We start from the raw sequence: 13,270 nt of genomic DNA, 5'->3' as shown, positions 1-13,270 counted from the left end.
TTTTTATTACTCAAATAAATCTTTTGACAAGATTTGTACAATAATTATTCTATTTAGTTTTCAAAGATCGTGATTGCTAAGATATTTTATATCTTAGTCACACAACATAAAGTATATAATCATTTAAATTTTTTTTCAATATATTAATTACTTTTTTTTTAACTTTTTTATTTTTAAAAAATAAGGTTTTAAAATTTCAAATAAAAAACCAGAAAAATCTGGTTAAATTCAAAATTGGTGGGGGATAAGGGACTTGAACCCTTACGTCAAAGACGCTAGATCCTAAGTCTAGTGCGTCTGCCAATTCCGCCAATCCCCCATGGTGACTCGTCGGGGACTCGAACCCCGGACCCACTGGTTAAAAGCCAGTTGCTCTACCGGCTGAGCTAACGAGTCACAATGACCTATATAATAATAGCATTCTCAATTTTTAATTTCAATTAAACTAGTTAATATTTTTATTTATATTTTTAAAAAATTTTTTTAAATTAGAAATATTTTAATTTCAACAAAAATAAACAAATTGTTTAAGTATTTTTTTATTAATAAAAATTATTTAAAAAGTATTGGACTGACAAATTTAAGGTATAAAAAAATTTTATTTTTGATCAATATGATTTAAAACATCTTGATTAAAAAGAGGCATTTTTTCTTTAATTAAATTATTTTCAATTTCCTTTCTAAAATTTTGTGCCTTTACAACTTTTCTGACATTTCATTTTTTTAAAGATTGTCTAAATGACTTTGCTCTAGCAAACATTCCATACATATCAATTACGTTTGATGTGTCTCATTTTGAAATGTCTTGATTAAAAGACTCGGCATCTGCAAACATATTATTAGTTGATGTATTTCACTTATCAAGGTTAATAATATTTTGAGTTTTTAAATTTTGAAATGCATTATAGAATGAATTAATTTTTAATGGTAATGTTACAGGAACCTTTGTAATAGTCTTTTTTTCAATATTCAATCGTATATGAGTTTCATATTTTTTATAACCTATTTGTGTTATTTCATCAAGATTAGTAGGTGAATATTTAGTTTTTACTTCATCTTGTAAAACAGTTTTTAGAACAAATGGGATTTCTATATCAAAATATTTAAGTTTAAAATTATTTTTATTATCACCAGGAATTAAATTCTTATTAGCTAGTGTCTTATCTAAAAGTTCTAATTTATCCAAGTCTTTAATACCTTGGTTTTGAGCATAAACTTTAATTTGATCAACAACGTCTTGGAAAGTATGAAAACTACCAAAAGCTTCACTTTGTTGTTCTAAAATATTTTTAATTTCATCAATTGTTTGTTTATTTGGGCTAAAAGTTGGGGTTGGGTTTTTTGGTTTTTTAACTTCTGTGTTCGGCTTTTTGGTTTTTTTAGTTTCTTTTGTTTGCGATGTACAACTTATTACTAATAAACTTGTAGTTGGAATTAAAGTAATCACATTTAAAAACTTTAAGATATTTTTCATATACTTTCCTTTCTTTTATTGTTAAGTTTACAAAAAAAAAAAAAAAAATGTAAAGAATTTGACTTTTTATTTTGTATTTTTCTAAAACACTAATGAGGAAAAGAAAATGAAAAATATTAAGATATTTATAATTGATTTTTATAACTTTTTAATATTAAAGCACTATTTTTTGTTATTTTTATTGTTAAGTATTTGTATGAGTGTTAATTTTATTTTAACTTTAAGTTCTAATTATTTAATTCTAGCAATTTTCTTTTTAAGTTTAACTATTATTTTAAATCATAAAAATATTTTGAAAATACTTTTAATTTTTATTTCTATTAATTTAGTGTTTTTAGTATATATGTTTTGGTTTAAACAAACTGATTTAACCTATTTAAATAACAAAACTATTACAAGTAGTGTTATTGATAAAAAAACCAATTATGCTATTTTAATATATAAAAATATTAAGTTTTATATTAATGACTATAACAATAAGTTTTTATTAGATCAAATAATAGAAATATCTGGTGTATTTAATAAATTAGAAAGTAACACTAGTTTTTATCAATTTGACTTTTTTAACTATTTAAATAAACAATTTATTGATTTTGAAATGATTAATTATAAAGTAGAAAAAATTAGTAATGGAATTAGAAGTAATTTCTTTTTAACTAATTATTTTTACACAAATAAACTAGCTAGTATGTTTTTATTTGAATCAATAGATAAATCTACTAAGTTTGGTGAATTAATAAAAGATTTGAATTTAGGTTTTTTAATAGTTATTAGTAGTTATAACATTCATTTTTTTACTAAGTTTTTTTATAAACTAAACACTAAATTTAAATGAACAGCAATAATTACTTACTTATTTTATTTAATAGTTTTTTTGTTATCTTATTTAGCAAATTTTTCTTATACTAGTTTAAGAATAGTTATTTTTTTTATTATTAGTTTGTATTTTAAAATAACTAAAAAACCTACTTCATTAATTTTTAAAAGATTTTTAACTCTTTTAATTTGTTTTGTTTTAACTCCTAGTTTTTTAACTTCAAATAGTGTTATTTTTGTAATTATTAGTTTTATGTTTTATTATGAAAAAAATTTTAGAAATAATTTTTTAGATTTATTGTTAAGATCTTTACTTTTTACTTTTTATTTCATACCTTTACAAATCTTTTATTTTTATAGTTTTAGTGTCGTTATTCAAAGTTTATTAATCATTTTAAGACCGTTGTTTAGTTTTTTATATTTTAGTATTTTTATTTGAATTTGATTTGATCATAATTTTTTAACTAATATATTAATTAAGATTTTTGAGTTTATTAAAAAGATTAATATTAATTTTAATATAGGATATGTTAATGTTATTTTTTTGATTTTAGCTTATTTAAGTGTTTTAATAATAATTAAATATAACTTTAAATCAATATGAAGTTGAATAAGTTTAATTTTTATTTTGTTATTAAGTTATTTAATTAGTTGATTAATTAAACCAAGTGTGTTTTTAGTAATGTTAAATGTTGGTAATGGTAATTGTTTTGTTTTTCATGATAAATTTAAAAATACAACTATTATAAATGATTGTGGAGTTGGAAAAGGTTTTTCTAAAAATATTGGTTATGAGTTTTTAAAATATTTTGGTATTAATCATGTTGATTTAATTATAATTTCACACAATCATGCTGATCATTATAATGCAATTGAAGCTATTAGAAAAAATATTAAAGTTTATGAAACAATTACTTATAATAACTTTTTACCTTTTAAAAGTATTAAAAATGTAAATATGTACTTTTTTTGAAATAACTTAGAAAATGAAAATGATAAATCTTTAGTTTATTTGTTTGAATATAGAAATATTAGAATTTTATTTACAGGAGATGTTGAAAAAGAGGCTGAAAAACTATTAGTTAATAATGATTATTTTAAATATGTAATTAATTTAAAACCAATAGATATTTTACAAGTACCACACCATGGTTCTAACACTAGCTCAACTGATCAATTTATCAGTTTAATAAAACCAAAATATGGATTAATATCAGGTAATAAAAGAACTTATAATTTTCCAAGAATTCAAACACTAGAAACTTTATACAAACACAATGTTAAATATTTTATAAGTCAAATTAATGGTAATGCTTTTTATAATTTTTTAACTAATAGTTTTTGGTTTAAAAAATAAAAAACCTAGAGTTTTTAAAATCCAGGTTTTAATTAATAATCTAAATTTCAAAGTTTGATAGTTCTAGTTTGTTTTGTAAATAAAACAGTTTTTTTATACTCTCTTTTTAGTGATTTTTTTAAGTCTTTAATGCTTGTCAATTTAGTTTTTTGATCTTGTAATTTTTGATTTAGTGTTTTAGATTTTTGATTACTATCTTTAATTTTTTGTTTTAAATTACTTATAATTTGTCTTTGGTCTTGTAGTTTTTTTTCTAATTCTAGTTTTGAGTTTAAATAATTAGTTTTAGCTATTTTTAAATAGTTTTGAGCTCGACTATTAATTTGATTAACTAATATTTTTCTATTATCTTTAAATTCTTTTATGTATTTTTTATGCAAACTAATTACTTCTTTATATTTTTGATTAACTAAAATTTTATTATTATAATCAATATTAATTTTTAAATTTTTTAAAAAGATAACTTTTTTAGAAATATATTTATCAGGTATTTTATCTAAACTTATTTTACTTTTAACATAACTATTAAAAGCATTAGCTTGTCAATAACTCATATTTAAATCTTTTTTAAAAAGTTTTAAAGTAGCTTTGTAAGTTGCAAAACAACAATGTTGACATTTATTAATCAATAAATCAATTCATTTAGGATTTTTATTTTCTAAAAATTTTACTCTTAATGTATTTGAAATACTTTCAACAATTAAAGTAAAAATAATTAAACCAAACACTAAAGCACCAAATTCTGGATATAATGCTTCTTCAAAATATCCTTTTAATAATTTACCCAAACTTCCAGCTCCAACAATTCCTAAAGTAGCTACTTCTTTAAAGTTAATTTCAAAACGATAAATGATATATGAAATTATTTCATTTTGAGTTTGAGCAAATACACCATATCTAAACACTTGAAATTTGTTTAATCCTAAAGCTTTTAATTGGTTAACTATTTTAAAGTTTATTGTTTCATAAATTTCTCTATTATATTTTGTTAGCATTCCAATTGTTCCAATAGATAAAGCTAGTGATCCAGCAAAAGAACCTATACCTACTGCAAAAACAAAAATATATGCATACATATAAGTTGGAATTGCTCTAATTAAAGTAGTTAAACACAAAATTGGTTTTGCAATAACTGGATGAACTATTTTTGATGAACTTAACAATCCTAATATGTAAGCAAAAACAGCCCCAATTACAGTACCTAAAATAGCAATTGTTAATGTTTCTCAAAGAATATGTATAACTGAATATGATTGTGCAGTTTTGTTTGTTACACTAAGAGGGTTAGCATAGTATAATGATTCTCAATTAATATTTAAAATATCTAAAATTCTTTGATTTGTATTTTTTATTGATGAACTACTTGATAGTGAAAAATTAATATCTTTAATTAAAAAAATAAATAAGAATAAAATAATTGTAAAAAACATAGTTCTTTTAATATATGTTTTTGGCATTTTTTTTAACACTAATTCAGGTGTTAAAGTTTCTTTAAATTTTTCAGTCTCTGTTTTTATTGTATTTTCAACTTGTTTTTTTATTTGTTCTTTATGAATTAAACATTCATTTGCAAGTTTAGTTTGACTAATTTTATCAATTCTAACTAAATGATTTACAAAATCAACTTTTACAAATAAGTTCTTTTTATTTTCTTTAAATAATTTTTTATATTTTTCTTTATCGTTTGTTACACTAAGTCTATATTGTTTTTTAAACTCAGAAATTAGTTCTTTTTTTTGTTGTTTTAAATCTTGAATTTCTTTTTCATCAGAGGTTTTAGCTATTTTTTCATTGATTTGCTTTGTAAGAATGTAAGCAATATAAAATTGAATATCACTTAACTTATCAATGTTTTTATATGGTTTTTTAATTTTATTTATTAGTTTTCTTTCTAATAAAAAATCTTTTTCTTCAATTATGTAGTTTCTAATTAAAAATATGAATAATTCAATTAGTAAAATAGTTATTGCAAATATTGTTAATAAGAAACCAGCCTTATTATATTCTGAAGAATCAAGTGTTGCTCTAATTAAATCCCCATAACTATCTAACCCTGTTACAATTGCAATAACTGAAAAATAACGAATATTAGTTTCTAAAGTATATAGAGAAATTGATAATAAATTAGTTGAAATTTGTGGAATTACAGCTTTTTTAAATGATTGAAATTTATTTGCTCCAGTAGCTTGCATTGTAGTGAATACTTTTGTATCAATTTGTTCTATTTTTTCATAAAACAATTTACCAGCTACTGAAAATGAAAAGAATATAATACCAATTACAGATGATCCATAACCAGTTAAAAAATAACCAGTTATAATCATAGCCATCGCAAAACTTGGTATAGTTCTAAATATTGCTAAAAACCCTCTAGAAATGTTATTAACATATCTATTTGAAATAATACTTCTTGAAGCTAATACTGAAAAAGGCAAGCATAAAATTATTCCTAAAAAAGTACCAATAAATGACAGTTTAATAGTTTGTCATAAATTATAAAAACTAGTTTCTAAAAAGGTGTTTGGTAATCCATGTTTTTGATTTCAATTATTAAGATCTCATTTAAAAAAATCTTTAAAAAGATTAATTAACTTATCAAAATTATCAAAAAACTCACTTCATCTTTCATCAGCTAAAACAAATCCTAAAACTACAAATATTATTACTCCAATAGTAAAACAAATTGTAAAAATTCGTTTTGGTGGTTTTGTATATTGGTTTTCTATTTTAAATAAATTTCTATCTTTAATTATCTTTTTATTAAACATTATCTATTCTCCATAGATTTTTTTCATTGCCTGAGCGTCCAATTTACTTGGAACATCATCAAAAACAATTTCTCCATTATTTAATCCAATAACTCTTGTTGCATATTTTTTAGCAAGATCAACATGATGAATATTGATTATTACAGTAATTCCATCTTTTTTATTAATGTTTTTAAAATCTTTCATTACTTGATTTGCAAGAATTGGATCTAAAGCAGAAACTGGCTCATCTGCAATTATTAAAAAAGGTTGTTGAGCTAAAGTTCTAGCTAATGCCACACGTTGTTGTTGGCCACCACTTAAATTATCAGCTCTTATGTATGCATAATCTAATAGATTTAACTTATTTAAAGAATTTAAAGCAATTAGTTTATCTTCTCTTTTAAAAAAACCAATAATCTTGTTAATTCCCTTTTGACTACTTACTCTAGCATTTAAGACATTTTGTAAAACCGTTTTATTTGCAATATTGTTATATTCTTGAGACATTAAACCAATTTTTTGTCTAAGCTTTTGGAGTTTTTTTCCTCTAGTTTTAGTTATTTCATAATGATCTTTTGTCTTATCAAAATCAATGATAATTTCACCTGAAGAAATATCGTTTATTTTATTAATAGTTTTTAAAAGTGTTGTCTTTCCAGCTCCAGATAATCCAATAACTGCAACTAATTCACCTTTATTAATTTCTAAATTTATATTTTTTAAAACTTGTTTTCCATTAGGTCAAACTTTATTTACATTATTAAATAGTATCATTATTTACCAATTTCTATCAACTAATATTTTTTACCATTTTCTTTATAGAATCAATATTTTCATTAAATTTTGAAATTTCTTTATCTATTGTTTTTTCAGGACGAACGTATGTTACATGATCGTAAATTTTAAATATTTTTTTAGCTTCTTCATTTTTGTTAATTAGATCAACGAATGATTCCCTTACATCTTCTAAAAGTTTTTCATCTCTAAGAACAGATTTTTTTGATTTAGAATAAGAAATACCATCATTATAAATTGACTGAGAAGCACCTATAACCATTGAGTTTTTAAATAAATTCATTTCATTTTTACGTTCTTCTTTTACTTCATTTTCGGTTTTACCATCTGTTTGGCGATCTCTAAAACGAATATCAGAAAAACCAAAAGTAATTGCATATGGACTATTTTCTAATTTTGCTTCTTTATTTCCAATAATTGTAGCAGATTCAGTATATGATAAAGCTTTTACAATTTTTCTTTCAGTATCTTTTTTAGTCAACATTTGAAGTATTTCAGATTCAGTTAGGCCAACAAATTCTTTAAGTCATAAAATTGGGTATAAAAATCCAGAACTTGAAGTCTTAGATTTTCCAATACCAATTTTAACTTTAGGATCAAGTATAAGCATTTTAAGAACTTTTTGATACTTAGTTAGATCTCCACTTTGAAAAATACTATCTATAGTCTCTTTATAACTTTTTCCCTTTCACTCGCTATTTGCGTTGTTATCTGAAATTTTTAGTTGTTGTAGAATTGGAATATTTGCAAAAACATATGATCTATAATAAATTTTTGGATTTTGAGAGTCATGCAACCCTTTTGAATAACCATCCTTATCATATTTAGGATTTGCTTCTTTAACAGCCTTTTTATAATTTTTTACTAAATTAAATGAAACGTCATTGCTTATATGTGCTATAGCTTTATTATTATCGAATTTATTATTATTCTTAAAATCAGAAAGTGTAGTTTCTGGAGTTACTCCTAATCTTCCAGCGGTTAATAAAACTCCTAGCTTATCATATGTTCCATCAGATTGTTTGTCACCTCTATAAGCTGAATAAGTATTTACAGGCAGAAACGCAATATCTTCATTTCCATTAGCTAAAGATTGACCAGCGATTTCATAATTTTGACTAGTTGTTATTTTAACTCTTTTATCAAATTTAGTTCCTCTTTTTTCAGCTTTTTTCTTTAACTCTTCAGTTAATAATTTTCCTAGTGGTGCTATTGTTGCTTCAACTTCAGTTTGGTTTTGCGAAGGAATAAATACAACTCTTAATTCATTTTCTCTTTTACCACAAGCAACCGTAACTACAGTAGCACTAGAAGCTATTAAGCTAACTCCCATTAATGATAGTAATTTTTTCATAATTTATTATTCTCTTTCTCTTTTCATTTTTATTTTACAAACTAAATATAAATATTTAGAAAGTAGATATTTATTATATAACTTAATTATATAAGAAATCAAATAAGCAATATAGTTAATAAAAACCTTTTATAAAACCTATTAAAAATATAAAAAATATTTCACAATTTAAAAACTATTTCATAAGTAAATAAGCAAAAAAGCACTATTTTTTCATATTTTGTGCTTAAACTTTTGAGAATAAAAACAAATGCAATTATAAAATTGCATTTGTTTTTTTAATTAGAATAATAAGTTTTTTGGAGTTCTTGGGAATGGAATAACATCTCTAATGTTTGATGCTCCAGTAATATACATAACTAATCTTTCAAATCCTAAACCAAATCCAGCTGATTTATAATATCCATATAATCTTAAGTTGTTATATCACTCTAATTGGTCAGTATTTATATTTACTTCCTTACATCTTTTGATTAGTTTTTCATAATTATCTTCACGTTGACTTCCACCAACTAATTCTCCAATTCCAGGAACTAACAAATCAACAGCGGCAACAGTTTTATTATCATCATTTTGTTTCATGTAAAACGCTTTAATTTCTTTTGGATAATTAGTTACAAAAGTTGGAGCTTTATTTACTTGTTCACAAATATATCTTTCATGCTCAGTTCCTAAATCTAATCCAAATTCAATATCTGAAACTTCGAATTTGTGACCATTAGCAACTGCTTGTTTTAAAATTTCAATTGCTTCAGTATAAGTTGTAACTTTAAATTCTGAATTTCTAACACTATTTAATTTGTCAATTAACCCATTTTCTAAGTGTTCATTACAAAATTCTAATTCTCTTCTATTGTGTTTAAAAATGTAATTAATGATATATTTAACCATATCTTGAATTAATTGAATATTATCTTTTAAATCAGCAAAAGCAACTTCTGGTTCAATCATTCAAAACTCAGCAGCATGTTTTGCAGTATTTGAATTTTCAGCTCTAAAAGTAGGACCAAATGTATAAACCTTTTTAAAGGCTTGAGCAAATGCTTCTGCATGTAATTGACCTGAAACTGTTAAACTTGCTTTTTTAGCAAAAAAGTCTTTTTCATAATCTGCATCTTCTCTAGTTGTTACTAAAAAAGCCTCCCCAGCTCCTTCAGCATCATTTGAAGTAATAATTGGAGAATGTATATAAACAAAGCCTCTGTCATTAAAAAACTTATGAATAGCATAAGCAGCAGCAGATCTTATTTTAAAAATAGCATTAAAAGTTTTTGTTTTTGCTCTTAAGTGAGCTATTTCTCTTAAATATTCAGTTGTGTGTTCTTTTTTTTGTAGTGGATAATCTTCAATTGCTTGATCAATAAGTTCGATAGCATCAGCTTGTAGTTCGAATTTTTGTTGTTTTTCTGGGGTTAAAACAACTCTTCCAACAACTTTAACAATTGAACTAACTCTTGCTTGAAGTGCTTGTTCATATCCTTTAGTTTTAGTTTTATAAACTACTTGTAAATCAGTAAAAGTTGTTCCGTCATTTAAAATCATAAATGAAACAAATTTACCTTGTCTATTAGATCTAACCCTACCAAGTATTTCAACTTCTTTATCAAGTAATTCAAAGTGTTGTTCAAATATTTGTCTGATTTCCATAATAGCTCCTAATTTAAAATATATTTTTCTATAAATTTACCTACACCACCATTTATATTTGTATCAGTGATATATTTTGCTTTTTGTTTAATTTCTTCAACTGCATTTTCTACAGCTACACAATTTAGGATTTCTTCAAACATTGTCATATCGTTCATATTATCACCAAATACTACAACATCATTAATATCAATATTTAAGATTTCAGCCATTTTTTTAATAGCTTTTCCTTTAGTTGCTGTAATATTTGTAAATTCATAAATCGGAATAGTTTCAATATGATTTCTCATACTTGTTAAATGATCATCTAATTTTTCAGCTTTAAATCAATCTTCTAGAATTTTGTTTTTTTCTAGTGGAACAAAAATCATAATCTGAACTGGATCAATAAAATCAAAATTACCATCAGTAGAACATATTGTTTTATTAAATCTATCAAATCAATTTCTTTTATTCATACTTTCAACTTCAAAAGGAATGTTGTTTCAATAAACATCACTAGCTGTTGCTGTAAATATAACTGTACAAATATTTAATTCAGTTAATTTTTTAACCATTTTATTAACAATAGCATTATCAATTTTATTTACATAAACTGGTTCAAAACTACTGATTTTTGAAATTAAAGCTCCATTAGATAAAACAGCTAAATCAACGTGTTGACCTATATTAAATAAATCTGCTCTAGGTTTTGCTGATTTATAAGGTTGACCTGTTGCAATTGTTACATGAATATTGTTTTTAATAGCTTTTTCTAATACTGGTTTATCAATATCATTTGCTAATTTTCCATGATGTAAAACAGTTCCATCTAGATCTGTAACAATCAGCTTAATATTTTTTAACATTTACTACTCCTTAATCTTTATAAAAAAATGTTGAAATTTCTTTTTTTTCATTAAAATTATTTAGAATGATTTTATCAGTAATTCCCATCTTTTCTAAAGCTCTATTTGTTTTATTATTATCTTTTATAATCTTGTTTTCAAATTGTAAAATTCTATAAATAGTTTGATAATAATGCTCTTTTAAACTTAAGCAATGTTTAGAAGTTTCATAAATTAAAATTTCATCATTTAAGTTAAATTTTTTTCTATTTATAAACATTCTTATTGAATCATTATGACTAGTAATTTTATCTTCAATTGAATGAATAAATAAAATTGGAATTTTAGCTGGACTAATATTTTGCTTTTCAAATTTATTAAATAAATTCATTTCATTTCAATCAGATAAAGTTAAATCTTTTTGTTTTTTTAAAATTCGTTTAATTAAGTAAATATCATATTTTTTTAAAAAAAATCTTTTAATTGTTAATTTTTGTAATTTATTTATTAAAGAACTAATAGTTGCATAACTACTATCACTAATAATAAATTTAACTTTACTTTCTTCTAAGAATTTTTTTTTTGTTAAAGTTAGATAATTAATTATAAAAGCACCCATACTTAAACCAACTAAACCAATAATTTGTATATTTTCAGTTTTATTTAAAAAATTAATAGCAGCAACTAAATCTTTACTTTCCAATAATCCCATTGTTACAAATTGGGTCTCTTCTGAATCGCCATGATTTCTAAAATCATAAACTAACACATTATATCCAAGTTCTATAAATTCTTTTGATCAGTATAAACTTCAATATTTATCACCAGAAAATCAATGGCTTACAATAATTCATTTTTTAGAATTATGATCTGTAATATATTTAAGTGCTGAAATTGTTATATTATCACTAGTTTTAAATTTAACTGGAATTAAGTTATCATTAATTTTAAACTCTAATTCTTTATGTTTAAAAAATAATCTCATCACTTTATTTCTTTTATTAATTTCAGGATTCATATAAATATGTTTTTTAGAATGAGATCTTTTAAAATCTACTGAAGTTTCTAATAGTTTATGAAATTTAAGAAATGAAATGTTTATCGATCGAAATATTTTATTACCCGTTTTTTTAATAAGAGCTCTTTTTTGTTTATGTGTCATAATAATCTTTCTTTTTAAAGTTATTATAATTTGTTTTTTAAAAGAATTTTTTCATATGCTAATTTAGCGATCATAGCTGCATTATCAGTACAATAACTCATTTTAGGAACAAATGTATTTTTAATATTATATTTTTGACCTAATTTTAAAATTATTTTTCTAATTTCACTATTAGCACTTACTCCACCAGCAACAGTTAGAGTTTTTGGGTCAAATTCTTTTATTGCTTTTTCTAGTTTTTTTTCAATGATATTTGTTGCTGTATATTGAAAACTAGCTGCAAAATCTTCTAAATTAATTTCTTGATTTTTTTGTTTTAGATTATGAATTAAATTTATACAAGCAGTTTTTAATCCAGAATAAGAAAAATCATAACTATTATCATCTTTTAAAAAAGGTAATGAATAAAAATCTTTATTTCCTTTTAAAGCTAATTTATCTAAAATAGGTCCTCCTGGATAAGAAAGCCCTAAAACTCTAGCAACTTTGTCATAGCACTCACCAATAGCATCATCTCTAGTTGATCCAATAATTTTAAAATCATTTGCAGAATTAATAATTTCAATTTGAGTATGACCACCAGATACTACCATTGCTAAAACTGGATATATAAATTCATTTTCAATACTAGCTCCAAAAATATGTCCTTGAATATGATCTAAAGCTAAAATTGGTTTGTTTATATATAAACTAATAGTTTCAGCTACAAGTTTTCCAACAATCAAAGATCCGATTAATCCTGGGGATTTTGTATAAGCTATATAATCAATTTCTTCAATATCTAAATTAGCTTGACTTAAAGCTGTTTTTAGAACTCAATTAAAATTTTGAACATGTAATCTAGCTGCTAATTCAGGAACAACTCCACCAAATATTTGATGATCTTTTATTTGTGAAGAAATTATATTAGTTAGAATTTTGTTATTATCAATAATTGAAATAGAAAATTCATCACAACTTGATTCAATAGCTAAGATTTTCATTTCTCTCCTTTAGTTTATTAAAACTACTTAAAATATATAAGAATAAATAATAAAAAAAAGAATACCCATATTAGTATTAAAAATGGTTGAGTAGTCTTATAAAGT

9 protein-coding genes and 2 tRNA genes are annotated in these 13,270 nt (G+C 22.9%); 1 reads left to right on the top strand and 10 read right to left on the bottom strand.

Translation table 4 applies throughout. The features are described 5' to 3' along the window. Positions 1 to 235: 235 nt before the first annotated feature. The 3 genes from V2P32_RS04925 to V2P32_RS04915 all read right to left on the bottom strand — a co-directional run bounded on the left by V2P32_RS04925 (position 236) and on the right by V2P32_RS04915 (position 1,474). A tRNA-Leu gene (locus V2P32_RS04925) sits at positions 236 to 319 on the bottom strand. A 1-nt stretch (position 320) separates the two neighbouring features. Continuing rightward, positions 321 to 396 (bottom strand) — tRNA-Lys (locus tag V2P32_RS04920). Positions 397 to 598: 202 nt separating this feature from the next. Further along, a complete protein-coding gene (locus tag V2P32_RS04915) occupies positions 599 to 1,474 on the bottom strand; it encodes a BspA family leucine-rich repeat surface protein (protein WP_434343555.1) in 876 nt (291 codons plus the stop codon). 106 nt (positions 1,475 to 1,580) lie between these two features. Between V2P32_RS04915 and V2P32_RS04910 the strand changes: the two genes are divergently transcribed. Beyond that, positions 1,581 to 3,647 carry a ComEC/Rec2 family competence protein gene (locus V2P32_RS04910; protein ID WP_434343554.1) on the top strand — a complete coding sequence of 689 codons (2,067 nt, stop codon included), beginning with the start codon at positions 1,581 to 1,583 and terminating at the stop codon, positions 3,645 to 3,647. A 32-nt stretch (positions 3,648 to 3,679) separates the two neighbouring features. On the opposite strand, the gene V2P32_RS04905 is transcribed toward V2P32_RS04910, so the two are convergent. The 7 genes from V2P32_RS04905 to tsaD all read right to left on the bottom strand — a co-directional run bounded on the left by V2P32_RS04905 (position 3,680) and on the right by tsaD (position 13,165). Next, positions 3,680 to 6,415 carry an ABC transporter permease subunit gene (locus V2P32_RS04905; protein ID WP_434343553.1) on the bottom strand — a complete coding sequence of 912 codons (2,736 nt, stop codon included), beginning with the start codon at positions 6,413 to 6,415 and terminating at the stop codon, positions 3,680 to 3,682. 3 nt (positions 6,416 to 6,418) lie between these two features. Further along, complete coding sequence (phnC, locus tag V2P32_RS04900; RefSeq protein WP_248565948.1) at positions 6,419 to 7,171, bottom strand: phosphonate ABC transporter ATP-binding protein; 753 nt, start codon at positions 7,169 to 7,171, stop codon at positions 6,419 to 6,421. Positions 7,172 to 7,184: 13 nt separating this feature from the next. Beyond that, positions 7,185 to 8,546, bottom strand: coding sequence for a Vmc-like lipoprotein signal peptide domain-containing protein (locus V2P32_RS04895; protein WP_434343552.1), 1,362 nt, complete (start codon positions 8,544 to 8,546; stop codon positions 7,185 to 7,187). 282 nt (positions 8,547 to 8,828) lie between these two features. Beyond that, positions 8,829 to 10,193, bottom strand: a complete 1,365-nt coding sequence (gene asnS, locus V2P32_RS04890; RefSeq protein WP_434343551.1) for an asparagine--tRNA ligase — start codon at positions 10,191 to 10,193, stop codon at positions 8,829 to 8,831. Positions 10,194 to 10,201: 8 nt separating this feature from the next. Next, positions 10,202 to 11,041 (bottom strand): HAD family hydrolase, encoded by an 840-nt coding sequence (locus tag V2P32_RS04885; protein WP_434343550.1) that lies wholly within the window; start codon positions 11,039 to 11,041, stop codon positions 10,202 to 10,204. Positions 11,042 to 11,051: 10 nt separating this feature from the next. Beyond that, the gene (locus V2P32_RS04880; protein ID WP_434343549.1) at positions 11,052 to 12,182 is read right to left on the bottom strand and encodes an alpha/beta hydrolase; all 1,131 of its coding nucleotides are present in this window, start codon (positions 12,180 to 12,182) and stop codon (positions 11,052 to 11,054) included. Between the two features lie 23 nt (positions 12,183 to 12,205). Next, positions 12,206 to 13,165, bottom strand: coding sequence for a tRNA (adenosine(37)-N6)-threonylcarbamoyltransferase complex transferase subunit TsaD (gene tsaD, locus V2P32_RS04875; protein ID WP_434343548.1), 960 nt, complete (start codon positions 13,163 to 13,165; stop codon positions 12,206 to 12,208). Between the last annotated feature and the right edge of the window lie 105 nt (positions 13,166 to 13,270).

This window comes from Mycoplasma sp. 06067-C1-B144P-99-0482-3 (genome assembly GCF_051053925.1).
Taxonomy (GTDB): Bacteria; Bacillota_I; Bacilli_A; order Mycoplasmatales; family Mycoplasmataceae; genus Mycoplasma; species Mycoplasma leachii.
Note: the sequence above shows the minus strand (reverse complement) of the source record. Positions and strands in the feature narration are given on the sequence as shown.